At 67.0% G+C, this 14,393-nt stretch carries 13 protein-coding genes; 3 read left to right on the top strand and 10 right to left on the bottom strand.

Annotated elements, in window-relative coordinates; translation table 11 throughout:
- The first annotated feature begins 8 nt into the window (after nt 1-8).
- Nucleotides 9-1,070 (top strand): 4-hydroxythreonine-4-phosphate dehydrogenase PdxA, encoded by a 1,062-nt coding sequence (locus AC07O3_RS13400; RefSeq protein WP_495339524.1) that lies wholly within the window; start codon nt 9-11, stop codon nt 1,068-1,070.
- Between the two features lie 57 nt (nt 1,071-1,127).
- On the opposite strand, the gene AC07O3_RS13405 is transcribed toward AC07O3_RS13400, so the two are convergent.
- The 3 genes from AC07O3_RS13405 to tal form a co-directional block, all read right to left on the bottom strand.
- Nucleotides 1,128-1,460 (bottom strand): DUF805 domain-containing protein, encoded by a 333-nt coding sequence (locus AC07O3_RS13405; RefSeq protein ID WP_093048371.1) that lies wholly within the window; start codon nt 1,458-1,460, stop codon nt 1,128-1,130.
- Nucleotides 1,461-1,599: 139 nt separating this feature from the next.
- Nucleotides 1,600-3,153, bottom strand: coding sequence for a glucose-6-phosphate isomerase (gene pgi / locus AC07O3_RS13410; RefSeq protein WP_495339525.1), 1,554 nt, complete (start codon nt 3,151-3,153; stop codon nt 1,600-1,602).
- A 2-nt stretch (nt 3,154-3,155) separates the two neighbouring features.
- Nucleotides 3,156-4,112, bottom strand: coding sequence for a transaldolase (gene tal / locus AC07O3_RS13415; RefSeq protein ID WP_093048365.1), 957 nt, complete (start codon nt 4,110-4,112; stop codon nt 3,156-3,158).
- 242 nt (nt 4,113-4,354) lie between these two features.
- Between tal and AC07O3_RS13420 the strand changes: the two genes are divergently transcribed.
- The gene (locus AC07O3_RS13420) at nt 4,355-5,023 is read left to right on the top strand and encodes a lipocalin family protein (protein WP_093048363.1); all 669 of its coding nucleotides are present in this window, start codon (nt 4,355-4,357) and stop codon (nt 5,021-5,023) included.
- Here AC07O3_RS13420 and AC07O3_RS13425 read toward each other — a convergent pair.
- The 4 genes from AC07O3_RS13425 to AC07O3_RS13440 are packed head-to-tail and all read right to left on the bottom strand — an operon-like array spanning nt 4,969 to nt 9,988.
- On the bottom strand, nt 4,969-5,631 hold the full coding sequence (locus tag AC07O3_RS13425; protein WP_093048360.1) for an HAD family hydrolase: 663 nt from the start codon (nt 5,629-5,631) through the stop codon (nt 4,969-4,971). The two genes, AC07O3_RS13420 and AC07O3_RS13425, sit on opposite strands and share 55 nt — an antisense overlap.
- Nucleotides 5,632-5,643: 12 nt before the next feature.
- Nucleotides 5,644-6,696, bottom strand: a complete 1,053-nt coding sequence (locus tag AC07O3_RS13430; protein ID WP_495339526.1) for an ABC transporter ATP-binding protein — start codon at nt 6,694-6,696, stop codon at nt 5,644-5,646.
- Nucleotides 6,697-6,712: 16 nt separating this feature from the next.
- Nucleotides 6,713-8,974 (bottom strand): ABC transporter permease, encoded by a 2,262-nt coding sequence (locus AC07O3_RS13435; RefSeq protein WP_495339527.1) that lies wholly within the window; start codon nt 8,972-8,974, stop codon nt 6,713-6,715.
- Nucleotides 8,975-9,988: an ABC transporter substrate-binding protein gene (locus AC07O3_RS13440; RefSeq protein WP_093048353.1), complete on the bottom strand. Its 1,014-nt coding sequence runs from the start codon at nt 9,986-9,988 to the stop codon at nt 8,975-8,977.
- A gap of 165 nt (nt 9,989-10,153) precedes the next feature.
- On the opposite strand from AC07O3_RS13440, the gene zwf reads away from it, so the two are divergent.
- Entirely contained in the window at nt 10,154-11,626 is a 1,473-nt protein-coding gene (gene zwf / locus AC07O3_RS13445; protein WP_093048351.1) for a glucose-6-phosphate dehydrogenase, read from the top strand.
- A gap of 18 nt (nt 11,627-11,644) precedes the next feature.
- Here zwf and ygiD read toward each other — a convergent pair whose 3' ends face one another.
- From ygiD to AC07O3_RS13460, 3 genes are all read right to left on the bottom strand, one after another.
- Nucleotides 11,645-12,565 (bottom strand): 4,5-DOPA-extradiol-dioxygenase, encoded by a 921-nt coding sequence (gene ygiD / locus AC07O3_RS13450; protein WP_495339528.1) that lies wholly within the window; start codon nt 12,563-12,565, stop codon nt 11,645-11,647.
- 75 nt (nt 12,566-12,640) lie between these two features.
- Nucleotides 12,641-14,146 carry a monocarboxylate uptake permease MctP gene (gene mctP, locus AC07O3_RS13455; RefSeq protein WP_093050277.1) on the bottom strand — a complete coding sequence of 502 codons (1,506 nt, stop codon included), beginning with the start codon at nt 14,144-14,146 and terminating at the stop codon, nt 12,641-12,643.
- Complete coding sequence (locus tag AC07O3_RS13460) at nt 14,146-14,325, bottom strand: DUF3311 domain-containing protein (protein ID WP_093075954.1); 180 nt, start codon at nt 14,323-14,325, stop codon at nt 14,146-14,148. The genes mctP and AC07O3_RS13460 overlap by 1 nt, the downstream gene beginning before the upstream one ends.
- Nucleotides 14,326-14,393: the final 68 nt, after the last annotated feature.

The raw sequence follows: 14,393 nt of genomic DNA on the forward strand, positions 1-14,393 counted from the left end.
GCCACACCATGTCCACCACTACCAAGACCTCGAGCGTGATCTCCGCCAAACCCCGCATCGTCGTGCTGCTGGGCGACCCCAGCGGCGTCGGCCCCGAAATGGCCGTGAAGCTGCTGGCGCGCCAGCGCAACCTGGACGCCGCGCGCGTGCTGCTGATTGCCGACCCGATCGTGCTGGCCGCCGGCGAGCGCGCGGCGGGCGTGAAGCTGAACCCGCTGCAGGTCGAGAACCTCGACACGCTGCGCTTCGAAGACGGCCGCCCCAGCCTGCTCACGCGCGACTGGATGGAGGGCCTTGAGCCGGTGCTGGGAGAGTCGAATGAACAGTCGGGCCGGGCCTCGTTCGAGGCGCTGGAGCTGGCCACGCTGGCGGTGCGGCGCGGGCAGGCCGAAGGCATTCTCTTTGCGCCGCTCAACAAGCATTCGCTGCGCCTGGGCGGCCTCGTGCATGAAGACGAACTGCGCTACATGCAGGAGCGCTTTGCGGTGACGGGCTTCGTCTGCGAGTTCAATCTCACAGGATCGCTCTGGACCTCGCGCGTGACCTCGCACATTCCGCTGAAGGACGTGGCGAGCCACATCACCGTGCAAGGCGTGAGCGACGCCGTGAAGATCATCGCGTCGGCACTGCGCCGCGCGGGCGTGGCGCATCCGCGCATCGCGGTGACGGGGCTCAACCCGCACGCGGGCGACGGGGGCTCCATCGGCATGGAAGAAATCGAGATCATCGCGCCCGCCGTCGAACAGCTGCGCGCCGAGGGCTTCGACGCGCGCGGCCCGTTCTCGCCCGACACGGTGTTCATCGGCGCACGGCGCGGCGACGTCGATGCGGTGGTGTCGATGTACCACGACCAGGGCCAGATCGCGATGAAGCTCATGGGCTTCGAGCAGGGCGTGACGCTGCACGGTGGCCTGCCGGTGCCGGTGGCCACGTCGGCCAGCGGCAGTGCCTTCGACATCGCGGGCCAGGGCATTGCGAAGATCGAAGGGCTGCAGCAGGCCTTCGACCTGTGTGTGCGCATGGCGAGCGGCGCGCCGGCGCGCACGGCCGCACAGGCAGTAACTGCGTGAGTCTCTCGGCAGGACCAAACAAAAAGGGCCGCTTGCGCGGCCCTTCTTTTTAAAAACTCAGGCGGTCGGTGGTTCGCCGTAGCTGTTCGACTCGGGTTGCGTCGGCTGCACGTAGAAATAGATCAGCACGAGGTTGACGAGCGGAATGAGCGCCAGCAGCAGAAACCAGCCGCTCTTGCCGATGTCGTGCAGGCGGCGCGCTCCCACGGCCAGCGCGGGCAGCAGCAGGGCCAGAGCCGCGATGCCGTACACGAACCGATGGATCAGGCTTGCCACGATGAGAATGACCAGCTGTCCAAGTACGAACCACCAGAACTCCGAGCGCGAGGCGCGCCCGCTGAAATCCACGTACTTGTTCAGACAGGTCTTGACCGCTGTTTGAAAATTCATTGATCGACTCCTCTTGATTGGTCCCAGGGAAATTTCCCCGGGCCATCATATAGATGCGTCTTTCAACGGCAAACTCGGCTAGAAGCGATAGCCGGCCTGCAAACAAACGGGTTATGAATTGGCTTGCCAGCGGCCCGATTCAGCTGCCCAGCCGCTTCAGCAGGCCCGCGGTCGATGCATCGAGCCCCATGACGTCGCCCGATGCGAGGCGCGGTTCGATGTCCTTTGCGAGCACCTTGCCGAGCTCCACGCCCCACTGGTCGAAACTGTTGATACCCCACAGCGCACCGCTGGTGAACACGCGGTGCTCGTACATCGCGAGGAAGGCACCCAGCGATTCGGGCGTGAGCTTTTCGAACACGAAGAAGGTGCTCGGCCGGTTGCCCGGAAAGTTCTTGTGGCCGCCCTCGTCGAGCTTGCCCACCATCAGCGCCTGCGCCTGTGCGAGCGCATTGGCCAGCAGCTTGGGGTGATGGCCTTCGAGGTCGTGCGAGGCATCGCGCACCGCCACGAACTCGAGCGGGATCACGTCTGTGCCCTGGTGCAGCATCTGGAAGTAGGCATGCTGCCCGTTGGTGCCGGGCTCGCCCCACAACACCGGCGAAGTGCCGAAGGCCACCGGCTTGCCGCTGGCATCGACCTGCTTGCCGTTGCTTTCCATCTCGAGCTGCTGCAGGTAGGCCGGCACGCGCTTCAGCGCGCTGTGGTACGGCGCGATGCTGCGGCTCGTGAACTTGTGGAAGTTGCGATACCAGACGTCGAGCAGGCCCAGCCGCACCGGCAGGTTCTGCGCGAGCGGTGCGGTGCGGAAGTGCTCGTCCATTGCATGCGCGCCCGCCAGCAGCCGGCGGAAGCCGTCGGCGCCAATGGCCAGCGCAATCGGCAGGCCGATTGCCGACCACAGCGAATAGCGGCCGCCCACCCAGTCCCAGAAGCCGAAGGTGGTGTCGATGCCGAACTTCTTCGCCGCTTCCACATTGGTGGTGAGCGCCGCGAAGTGGCCCGCGATATCGGTGCCACCCGATTGCTCGTACCAGCGCTTGGCAGAAAGCGCGTTGGTCATCGTCTCGGCCGTGGTGAAGGTCTTCGAGGCAATGAGGAACAGCGTGTGCTCGGGCGCGAGGCCCTGCAGCACGCCCGCCAGCTCATGGCCGTCGACGTTCGAGACGAAGTGAAAGCGCTTGCCCGGCGCGGCGAATTCGGCCAGCGCCAGCACCGCCATCTGGGGGCCGAGGTCGGAGCCGCCGATACCGATGTTGACCACGTCGGTGATCGTGTGGTCGGCGCGCACCTTCTCGGCATAGGCCAGCATCGCGTCGAGCGTGGCGTGCACTTCGCGCAGCTCGTGCGCGGTCTTCGGGCCGGTCTGCGCATCGGCCGGCGCGCGCAGCAGCGTGTGCAGCACGGCGCGGTCTTCGGTGTTGTTGATGTGCTCGCCGGCGAACATGGCGTCGCGGTGAGCCTCGAGGCCGCACTCGCGGGCCAGCTCGAGCAGCAGCTCTTCGGTGCGCACGTCGATCAGGTTCTTCGACAGGTCGGCGAAGACGTACGGCGCCTCCTGGCTGAAGCGTGCGAAGCGGCCCGCGTCGTCGACGAAGGCATGGCGCACATCGAACTGGCGGCCTGCGGTTTCGAAGCTGGACTGCAGCTGCGCCCAGGCCGGCGCGCGATCGCAGCGAAGGGTCATGGCCATGTTTACTTGCCGCTTTCCTGCATGAGCTTTTCGAGCTTCACGGCGTCGGCCGCGAAGGCGCGGATGCCTTCGGCGAGCTTCTCGGTGGCCATGGCGTCTTCGTTCAGGGCAAAGCGGAAGCCCGCCTCGTCGTAGCTGACCTTGGCGACGTCGCCGCCAGTTGCAGCCTTGGCGTCGAGCGCGTGCTGCAGCGGCTCGTTGCTGGCGGCCAGCTCGGCCAGCAGCTCGGGGCTGATGGTCAGCAGGTCGCAGCCGGCGAGCGCCTGGATCTGTCCCACATTGCGGAAGCTCGCGCCCATGACTTCAGTCTTGATGCCGTGCTGCTTGTAGTAGTTGAAGATTTCGCGCACCGACTTCACGCCGGGGTCGTTCGCGCCGGCGCTCGCAGCCTCGTCCCACTTGGCGCCGGCCGACTTCTTGTACCAGTCGTAGATGCGGCCCACGAAGGGCGAGATGAGCTGCACGCCCGCAGCGCCGCAGGCCACGGCCTGCGCGAACGAGAACAGCAGCGTGAGGTTGGTGCGAATGCCCTTCTGCTCCAGGGCACGCGCCGCCTCGATGCCTTCCCAGGTGGAGGCGACCTTGATCAGCAGGCGCTTTTCGGTGTCGATGCCTTCGGCCTTGTAGAGCGCCACGATGCGCTCGCCGCGCGCAATGGTCGCGGCCGTGTCGAAGGACAGGCGGGCATCGACTTCGGTCGACACGCGGCCCGGGATGATCGAGAGGATTTCGGTGCCGAAGCGCACCAGCAGGCGGTCGATGACCTCGTCGAGCGGCTTGCCCGCGTGCTTCTTCACTGTCTCGTCGAGCAGCGGCCGGTATTCGGGCTTCTGCACGGCCTTGAGGATCAGCGAGGGATTGGTGGTCGCGTCCTGTGGCTTGGAAACGCTGAGCTGCTTGAAGTCACCGGTGTCGGCGACGACGGTGGTCCATTGGCGGAGGGCATCGAGTTGGTTCATGAAATCATTATCCAGTGCGGGTTGTGACAAGTCCTGCACGCAGTTGCGCGTCGGCCGATGTTTTCATGCGCACCGTAGCACGGGTTTTCACGCGGCTCCATCGGCCTGATGCCCGTGTGGTTGTCGCCGCTGTCCGGCCTCCCCGCCCTACACCGCCTGTGGTCCGTGGCTGACGGGCGCGTGCCCTGCCCTTGGCTAGCCTGAGTTTTACGCCGAATGTCTTCATCCCTCAGGAGTGCCTCATGACCCCTCGCACGCGCGCCGACGCCACCACCGTCCGGCCTTTCGACGACCGCCGCACCAGCAACGCGATCGGCGCAATGGCCACGGCCTTCGTCGTGGGCGGCGTGGCCACCTGGTTCGCCATGGACGCGGCGCGCACCGCACGCGCCCGGCCGGCCGGCCCGGCTGACGGCGCACCGCTGATGCGCGCGCCGCTGCAGGTGGTGGCGCCGGTCGATCTGCAGCGCTATGCGGGCATCTGGCACGAGCAGGCCCGCCTGCCGAACCGCTTCCAGAAACAATGCGCCGGCCCCGTGGTCGCCGAATACACCCCGCAGCCTGGGGGTGCCGTGCAGGTGCTCAATCGCTGCGTGCGGGAAGACGGCAACTTCGACGAGGCCGTCGGCGCTGCCCGCGTGGTGCCGGTGGCAGGCCAGCCTGGCGCAGGGCGCCTCCAGGTGCGATTTGCGCCAGCGTGGCTCGGCTGGCTACCGATGGTCTGGGGCGACTACTGGATCCTGAAGCTCGACCGCGACTATCAGGTGTCGCTGGTCGGCACGCCCGACCGCCAATACCTGTGGGTGCTGTCGCGCGCGCCACGCCTCGACGAGGCCGTGCTGCGCGCGGAACTGGACTACGCCCGCAGCCTGGGGTTCGACACCGACAAGGTGGTACTCACCGGCAGGTAGCGCTGCAGCTGCGACGGCAGCACGGCCGGCGCGGTGCAATGAATGGCGTGCCAGCCGAAGGCACGCGCCGCCTCCACGTTGGCGGCCGAATCGTCGATGAACACGGTCTGTGCCGGGTCGAGGCGGTAGCGCATCGCCAGCACTTCGTAGATCTCGCGTTCGGGCTTGAGGAACTTCACGTCTCCCGAGAACACGCCGCCGTCGAAGCGCTGCATGAAGGCGTGCTTGCGCTCGATGGCGCGGGCGTACGGCGCGGGCATGTTCGACAGGTAGTACAGGCGCAACGGCTGGCCGGCTTCGCGGTGGGCGATCAGCTGTTCGAGCATGTCGACTGTGACGCCGATGGGCTCCAGCCGCTCGCCCAGCCCTTCGAGCATGGTGTGAAGCGGCTCGGCCGGCAGCGAAAGCCGCGCCGTCATGCGGGCGATGGCGTCGTCCAGCGTGCGGGTGCCGCAGTCGAAACCCGTCCAGTCGTCGTGATGGAAAAGCGCCCTGCCCAAGGCGGCCGCGGCGGCTTCAGTGGGTGCGTGTTGGGAGAGATGGGCCTGTACCAGCCGTGTGGGCTCCCATGCGAAAAGCACGGCGCCCAAGTCGAAAACCACGTTCATGGCGCCATTGTTTCATGCGCCGGGCACCACGCTCACGCCATGGGCTCCCAGGGACAGCGTGGCCTGCGCGCCGACTGCCAGCGGCCGGGACAGGTCGGTCGACACCACGAAGACCGGCCCCAGTGTGGTGTCGAAGCCGTATTCGTAGAAGCTGCCAAGGTAGGCGGCCTTGCGCAGCGTGGCCGGAAGGCCGTCCGCCGCGCCGCTGGCGCCGATCTGCCAGGCTTCGGGCCGCACCGCCACCTTCACCGTGCCGGGCGCCACCGCATAGCGCGGCTGCAGGCGCAGCGGGCCGAGCGCCACGCTGCCGTCGGCTTGCGCCGTGGCGGGAAACACCATCGCCTCGCCCATGAAACCGGCGACGAACTCGCTCTCGGGCCGCCCGTAGAGTTGCTCGGGCGTGCCGCGCTGGGCAATCACGCCGTGGTCCATCACGATGATCTGGTCGCTCACGGCCAGCGCCTCGCTCTGGTCGTGCGTGACGTAGGCCACCGTGAGCTTCAGCCGCTGCTGCAGCGAGCGGATTTCCTCGCGCATCTCGCGGCGCAGCCGGGCATCGAGGTTCGACAGCGGCTCGTCGAACAGCAGCACCGCCGGTTCGAGCACCAGCGCACGCGCCAGTGCCACGCGCTGCTGCTGGCCGCCCGAAAGCTCGCTGGGCAGCCGCTCGTCGAAGCCGACCAGCCCCACGCCCCGCAGTGCCTCGCGCGCCCGCGACGTGGCCTCGTCTTTCTTCACACCGCTCATGCGCAGGCCGTAGCTCACGTTCTCGATCACGTTCATGTGCGGGAACAGCGCGTAGCTCTGGAACATCATGCTGACGTTGCGCTCGGCCGGGCCGAGCGTGGTGACGTCTCGCCCGCCCATGAAGATCGAGCCCGCGGTCGGCGATTCGAGCCCCGCGATCATCCGCAGCGTGGTCGTCTTGCCGCAGCCCGAGGGCCCGAGGATGGTGGTGAGCGTGCCCACCGGCACTTCGAAGCTGATGCCCTTGACGGCCAGCGGCGCGTTCTTGTCCGCGCCGTAGCGCTTGGTGACGTTGCGGAATTCGATGCCGTTGCTCATGGATTCTTCTCTCGTTTCAATGCACGGGCGCGGGCACGACCGGCACACCCGCCTTGCGCCGCCCAAGCTTGCGCTCCCCAACCACCCACTGCACCAGCGCAATGGCCAGCGACATCAGGATCATGAGCACCGTGCAGTACGCCAGCGCGATGCCATAGTCGCCGTTGCCGACGCGGCCGATGATGTAGGTGGTGGCCAACTCGTTCTCCGCCGTGACCAGGAAGATCACCGCGCTCACCGTCGTCATGGCGCGCACGAAGCTGTAGACCAGCGCGGCCACCAGCGCGGGCTTGAGCAGCGGCAGCACCACCTTGAAGAGCGTCTGCGAGGTCGAGGCGCGCAGCATCAGCGAAGCCTCGTCGAGCGAGCGGTCGAGCTGCTTGAAGGCCGCCGTGCCGGCCCGCACGCCCACCGGCAGGTTCCGGAACATGAAGCACAGCACGATGATGAGCCCCGTGCCCGTGAGCTCGAAAGGCGGCACGTTGAAAGCCAGGATGTAGCTCACGCCCAGCACCGTGCCCGGAATCGCAAAGGCCAGCAGCGCGCCGAACTCGAACAGCCCCTGCCCCCTGAACTCGTTGCGCGCCAGCAGCCATGCAATCAGCAGGCCCAGCGCCGCGGTAATGGGCGCCGAGATGCCCGCCAGCTTGAGCGTGGTGATCAGCGAGTTCCACGCGGTGCCGGCCCACACCAGCCCGAACTGCCCCCACTCGAGCGCAAAGGCACTCTTGAAGTGGTTCAGCGTGAAGCTGTAGTCGCGTCCCCAGGTCTGCACGAAGCCGCCCGCGAAGGCGAACAGGTACACCACGGCGGTGAACGCGATCCAAGGCAAGGCGATGCAGTAGATGGTGCGGCGCACGCCGTCGGGCAGCGCCATCGCGATGCCGGCGTCGCCCTTGCCGCTCACGGTGGTGTAGTTCTGCTTGCCCAGCACGCCGCGCTGCAGCGCGAACACGCCGAGCGCGAACAGCGTGAGCACCCAGGCCAGCGAGGCCGCGCGGCCCTGGTCGTACTGCGCGCCGACGATGGCAAAGAAGATGTCGGTCGACAGCACCGAGAACTGCCCGCCCACCACCACCGGGTTGCCGAAGTCGGCAATGCTCTCGATGAAGCCCACCAGGAAGGCGTTGGCCAGCCCCGGCTTCAAGAGCGGCAGCGTGATGGTGAAGAAGGTGCGGCGGCGGTCGGCGCGCAGCATTTGCGCGGCTTCCTCGAGGCTGGGCGCAATGCCCTGCACCACGCCGCGCATGATCATGAAGGCGATGGGCGTGAACGCGAACAGCTGCGCCACCAGCACACCCGGCATGCCGTAGAACCAGCGCGTGGGCTCGATGCCGAACACGTTCTCCAGCACCTGGTTGACGATGCCGGCGCGGCCGAACAGCAGGATCAAGCCGAGGCCCACCACGAAGGGCGGCGTGATGATCGGCAGCAGCGCCAGCACCCGCAGCGCGCCCTGCCCGCGCTTGCTGCCGCGCTCGGCCATCAGCGCCATCAGCGTGCCGAGGAAGGTGGTGCCGACCGCCGTGAGCAGGGCCAGCACCAGCGTGTTCCACGCCACGCCGCAGCGCACGCCGCCGGAGAGGCAGCCAAGGCCCCAGATGCGCTCGGTGAACACGCGCGCGACGAACGCGGTGATCGACCACTGCCCGTCCTCATTGAAGAACGCACCGGACAACGCCTTGCTCACCGGGTAGGCGATGAACAGCGCCATCAACACGCCGCAGCCGATGACCGCGGCAGACACGAACAGGTCGCCCTTGAAGAGGCCCAGCCGCGCAATCCCGAAGGCCGCCAGCAACACGAGCGCGGTGAGTGCCACGAAGCCGCCCGCGCCGATGCCGAACTGGTTGATGGCCAGCTCGCCGAACTGTGCGTTGAGCGCCGCAAAGCTCCAGCCCCGCGCGCCGATGGCAAAGCCCGTGACGGCAAGCCCGATGGCACCGATCGCGCCGCCCGCCAGCAGCCAGCGCCCCTGCGCACGGCCTGCTGGCAGCCACGCGCCCACGGCGCACATCACCAGCCCCGCAAGGCCGATGAAGAGCCAGCTGCGGCCCTGCGTAGCCGCCTGCATGAGGCCGTTGGCACCCTCCGCCTGACCGAAGACCTGCGGAACGGCCTCGTACCAGGTGGCATCCTGGATCGCATACCAGGGCAGCAGCAGGTACGCCGCAAAGCCCAGCACGACCCACGCCCAGATCCAGCGCCGCGAGCGCCGGATGGCAGCCAGCGACGCCGGATTGACCGGCGCGCCTTCAGCGACTGAACGCGCTTCCACTTAGCGCGGCAGCGAATTGACGTCTTTTTCCCAGCGCGCAATCAGGCGGCGGCGCTCGGCGCTGGCACCGTACTTGGCGTAGTCGTAGTTGATGAACTTGATCTTCTTGAAGTCCGGGATGCGCGGGTCGAGCTTGGCGTTGATGTTGCTCGGCAACTGGAACTGCTTGTTGGCAGCGCCCAGCTCCTGCGCGGCGGGCGTCAGTGCCCATTCGTAGAACTTCTTGGCGGCGTCGAGGTTGCGCGCGCCCTTGATGATGCTCATGGAGCCGATTTCGGCGCCCGTGCCATCACTCGGCGTGATGGTCTCGACCGGAAAGCCCTGCATCTTCTCGCCAGGGCCGTCGTGCACGAAGCTGATGGAGATCGCGGTTTCGCCGCGTGCCACCGCCTTGATCGGGCCGGTACCGGAGCGGGTGTACTGGCCCACGTTCTTGTGCAGCGCCTTGAGGTAGTCGAAGGCCTTGTCCTCGCCCATCATCTGCACCAGCGTGGCGATCATGGTGTAGGCCGTGCCGCTCGATGCGGGGTTGGCCACCTGGATGTCGCCCTTGTATTCGGGCTTGAGCAGGTCGGCCCAGGTCTTGGGCACGGGCAGCTTCTTCTTGGCCAGCAACTCGGGGTTGTAGCCGAAGCCCAGCGGGCCCGAATAGATGCCGACCGTCTTGTAGCCCGACTGCTTGGCTTGCTGCTGGGCCCAGGGGTGCAGCTGCGACAGCGTGGGCGACTTGTATTCGAGCGTGAGACCCTGCTCGGCCGCCTGCAGGTGCGGGTCGCCGGTGCCGCCGAACCAGATGTCGGTCTTGGGGTTGTCCTTCTCGGCAATCAGCTGGGCCAGCGCCTCGCCCGAGCCCTTGAGCGCCATGTTGATGCGCACGCCGGTGGTTCGGGCATAGACGGTGGAAATCACGTTGCACCACTCGGCCTGGACCGAGCAGATCACGTTGACGGTCTGGGCCGACGCGGCGGCCGACAGGCCGAGCAGCACGGCTGCGGTGAGAATCTTGCTCTTCATTGGGTCCCTCCACCTCTGTGCAATAAAAAAAGGCCTCGCGGCCATGGGGCAGCGTAGCTTTAGTACAGGTCTCTCGAATCGGTACAAGTACCATCGCGACTGGCGCATGTCGCATCAGCGACGCATGCAGCCTGCCTCGGCACTCAGACAAAGGAAAGTTTTCTCATGAGCTTCGATCTCGTTCTGTTCGGCGGTACTGGCGATCTCGCGTGGCGCAAGCTGATGCCCGCGCTGTTCCAGGCATTCCGGCACGGCAGTCTGCCACCTGACGGCCGCATCGTCGGCGTGGCGCGGGACGACCTGTCGGACGACCAGTACCGGGAGCTGATCCAGTCGCGCTTCAAGGCGGTCGAAGGCGCCAAGCGGCCTTCACCGGAGGAATTCGAGAAGTTCGCCTCCATGCTGCACTACCTGCGCATGGACCTCTCGAAGCCCGACGACTATGCCCGCCTGGCGAGCCTGCTCAACCAGCGCGACGCCAAGACGGTAGTGATGTACGTGGCCACGGCGCCCGCGCTCTTCACCCAGGTGGTCGAGCAGATCGCGGCGGCCGGTCTCAATGGCTCCAGGACCCGCATCGTGCTTGAGAAACCGCTGGGCCACGACCTGGCTTCCAACCGCGCCATCAACTCCGCCGTTGGCAAGGTGCTCGAAGAAAAGCAGGTCTTTCGCATCGACCACTACCTCGGCAAGCCTTCGGTGCAGAACCTGTTCGCCATGCGCTTCGGCAATGCGCTGTTCGAGCCCATCTGGCGCCGCGAGCACATCTCCAACATCCAGATCACCATTGCCGAAGACCTGGGCGTGGAAAAGCGCGGCGCGTTCTACGACCAGACCGGCGCACTGCGCGACATGGTGCAGAACCACGCGCTGCAGCTGCTGTGCGCCGTGGCCATGGAGCCGCCGATCAACTCGCACGCCGACGCCATCCGCGACGAAAAGCTCAAGGTGCTGCGCGCCCTCAAGCCCTGGACGCCCGAGAGCCTGGGCCTGCACACGGTGCGCGGCCAGTACACGGCCGGCACGGCCTACGGCGAGCGGGTGCAGGGCTACCGCGACGAGCCGGGCGTGAACCCGGACAGCCGCACCGAGACCTTCGTGGCGCTGCGCACCGAAATCGCCAACTGGCGCTGGGCCGGCGTGCCCTTCTACATCCGCACCGGCAAGCGGCTGGCTTCGCGCGACGCGCGCATCGAGGTCAACTTCAGGCCCACGCCGCATGCCATCTACCGGGCACCGGCGGGCAACGTCAACAAGCTGGTGATCAACCTGCAGCCCAAGGACGGGCTGGAGCTTCACATGCTCGCGCAGGCGCAGGACAACCGGCAGCGCACCAACGGCAACCAGAGCGCGGCCGCGCAGCTGGCGCCGGTGCAGCTCGACCTCGACTTCGACAAGCGCTTCGGCGCCGAACGCGTGGGCGCCTACGAGCGCCTGCTGCTTGACGTGATCGACGGCCGCCTGAACCTGTTCGTGCGCAGCGACGAGCAGGAAGAAGCATGGCGCTGGGTCGAGCCGCTGATCGACAGCTGGGAATCGGACGGCGGCCCGCGCCCCTATGCGGCTGGCACCTGGGGCCCGAGCGCGTCCAGCGCGATGATTGCGCGCGACGGCTTCGCCTGGGGCGAAGAGCAGTAACGCCCGCTTCGGTCGCGCTCAGCCGAACTGCAGGCAACGCATGCTGAGCGTGCCCGACTGGAATCCCTCGTAGATTGTCTTCGCGCGCTCGCCGCTCCCGGCGGCGCCGAGGGCGTAGAGAAACGGGTAGTAGTGATCGGGCATCGCCACGGCGGTCGATGCGCCTTCCAGCTTCGCGTAGTCGACCAGTGCGCGGTCGTCGCGGCCCGCAAGTGCAGACTTCACCGCATCGTCGAACGACTGTGCCCATGGCCGGCTTGCGCTGGGCCCGTCGGGCGTTCCGCGGTCGGTGGCGCGCAGGTTGTGCACCACGTTGCCGCTGCCCATCACCAGCACGCCCTTGTCGCGCAGCGCGGCAAGGTCGCGGCCCACCGCGTAGTGGAAGGCGGCCGGCTTGTCGTAGTCGATGCTGAGCTGGAACACGGGAATGTCGGCCTTGGGGTACAGGTGCTTCAGCACCGACCACGTGCCGTGGTCGAGGCCCCATTGCTCGGTGGCGATCACCGGCGTCTGCTTCACCACGCCGACGGTCTCCTGGGCAAGCGCGGGGTGACCCGGCGCCGGGTATTCGATGTCGAACAGCGCCTGCGGGAAGCCGCCGAAGTCGTGGATCGTCTTCGGCTTCGCCTGCATGCCGACACCGGTGGCGCCGCGGCTGAGCCAGTGCGCCGACACGCTGAGGATGGCCGACGGCCGGGGCAACTCGCGGCCCCATGCCGACAGCCGGCGCGTGAAGGCGTTGTCGCTGATGGCGTTCATCGGCGAGCCGTGGCCGATGAAGATCACCGGCATGCGGCGAGAAGCTCCACCAGCAGGTGCGTCGGCAGCTTGCACACTGCAAGCCAGCGAGGCCAGCACCGCGGTCGCGCCAAGGGCAGTGCCCATCAGGAAGCCGCGGCGGCCCAGTTCGGAGGTTGCAAGCGTTGTCGTCATTGGCATGGCGGCACTCTGCAACAGTTTCCGGCGCAAGGCGGTGCCTTTGCGCACACTTTTTCGAAGATCGATGGTTCCGCCCTACTTCCTCGCGAGCACAGGCGCCTCGCGCAGCGGCGCTCCCTTGACCACGAGTTGCACCACCACCGCGACCACGATGTTCAACACCAGCGCCGCCAGCCCGGTGTAGAGCGTGTAGCTGCCATCGCCGATCACGAAGGTGTGCACCGGCTTGATGCCGTCCGAGAACGCCAGCCAGCTGCCGCCGAGCAGCCCCACGGCCCAGCCCGCCAGCAGCGCCGGTGCGCGGAACCAGCCGAAGAACAGGCCGAACACCACCGCCGGGAAGGTCTGCAGGATCCACAGGCCGCCCAGCAGTTGCAGGTCGAGCGCGAACTGCGTGGGCAGGAACAGGATGAACACCAGCGCCCCCAGCTTGACCACCAGCGACACGATCTTCGCGACCTTGGCCTCGCCCGCCGGCGTGACGTCGGGCCGCACATAGGCCTTCCAGAAATTGCGCGTGAACAGGTTGGCCGCGCCGATCGACATCACCGCCGCCGGCACCAGCGCGCCGATGGCAATGGCCGCGAACGCGAAGCCAGCGAACCACGACGGGAACAGCGCATTGAAGAGCGCCGGCACCACGTCGTTGTTGCTCTTCACCGTGAGATGGGCTGCATAGGCCATGTAGCCCAGCAGCGCGATGAGCCCCAGCAGCACCGTGTACGCCGGCAGGAAGACGGCGTTCTTGCGGATGGTGTTGGCGCTCTTGGCCGCGAAGATGCCGGTGAGCGTGTGCGGGTACATGAAGGCCGCAAGCGCCGAGCCCAGCGCCAGGCTCGCGTACGGCAGGTACTGCGCCGGCTTGAGCGTGAGCCCCGTCGCGCCGCCCTTGGCCGCGAAGGCATCGCCGGCCGCGTGGAACACGCTGCCGTAGCCGCCGAGCTTCATGGGCACAAGCACCACGGCCACCAGCACCACGATGTAGATCATCAGGTCCTTCACGAACGCGATGAGCGCCGGCGCGCGCAGCCCCGCCGAATAGGTGTAGAGCGCCAGGATCACGAAGGCCGCCGCCAGCGGCAGCTCGCCCGTGAGGCCCAGTGCCTTGATGACCACCTCCATGCCGACCAGTTGCAGCGCGATGTAGGGCATGGTCGCGACCACGCCGGTCACGGCAATGGCCAGCTCCAGCGCGCGCGAGCCGTAGCGCCCGTACACCACGTCGGCGGCAGTCACGTGCCCGGCCTTGTGCGCGGCATGCCAGAGCTTCGGCATGATGATGAAGACGATCGGGTACACGAGGATGGTGTACGGCAGCGCGAAGAAGCCGTAGGCACCCACGGCGTACACCAGCGCGGGCACGGCGATCACCGTGTAGGCGGTGTAGAAGTCGCCGCCCACCAGGAACCAGGTGATCCAGGTGCCGAAGTTGCGCCCGCCCAGGCCCCACTCGTCGAGGTGCGCGCCCTTGCCCTTGGCGCCGCCGCTCTGCCAGCGCGAGGCCCAGAAGCCCATCACGGTGACCAGCACGAAGAAGAAGACGAAGACCGACAGCGCGGTCCAGTTGATCTGGCCGCCCATCATTCGTCTCCCTCTTCATACCCGCTGCGGTAGACGATCCAGATCAGCAGCGCGGTGATCGGCACCCACAGCAGCTGGTACCAGTAGAAGAAGGGAAAGCCGAACAGCTCCGGCAAGGGGCTGTTGTAGAACGGCAGCCACAGAAGCCCGATGAAGGGCAACAAGAGCAAGGCCCACATGTGCTGTTCTCCTTGGTGTGATTTTTACGAAAGCACCAAGGAGTTATAGACCTGAAGCCGAACACGCG

This window comes from Variovorax sp. GW821-FHT09D05, assembly GCF_059416325.1.